The organism is Streptococcus mitis, assembly GCF_001074635.1.
GTDB classification, from domain to species: domain Bacteria; phylum Bacillota; class Bacilli; order Lactobacillales; family Streptococcaceae; genus Streptococcus; species Streptococcus mitis_E.
Genome location: NZ_JUQO01000140.1, coordinates 1 through 250, shown reverse-complemented (window position 1 = coordinate 250; position 250 = coordinate 1). Strand labels below are relative to the sequence as shown.

Below are 250 nucleotides of genomic sequence, written 5' to 3'. Positions count from 1 at the left end.
GTCAATCGTACGTAAGGATAAGAATGGAACACCTGCGACAGCAACTTACACACCGAAAGTAGTTGGAGTAACACCAAAAGGTGAAAATGTGAATACAGAAGGAATTCAAGGTGCAACACAAGAAGGAACACCAGTATTCAAACCAGGAAAAGCAAATGTAGGTACTGAAGAAAACCCAGTAGAAAAAACAGTTCCACTAACTATTAGCGCAACGAATCCAGCGAAATTCGTAGTAGATGGACAACCTGTA

General features: G+C 40.8%; 1 protein-coding gene. It reads left to right on the top strand.

Going from position 1 to position 250, the window contains the following annotated elements; translation table 11 throughout:
* A partial coding sequence (locus tag ADI58_RS11330) for a hypothetical protein (protein WP_049521817.1) occupies positions 1-250 on the top strand: 250 nt, incomplete at both ends.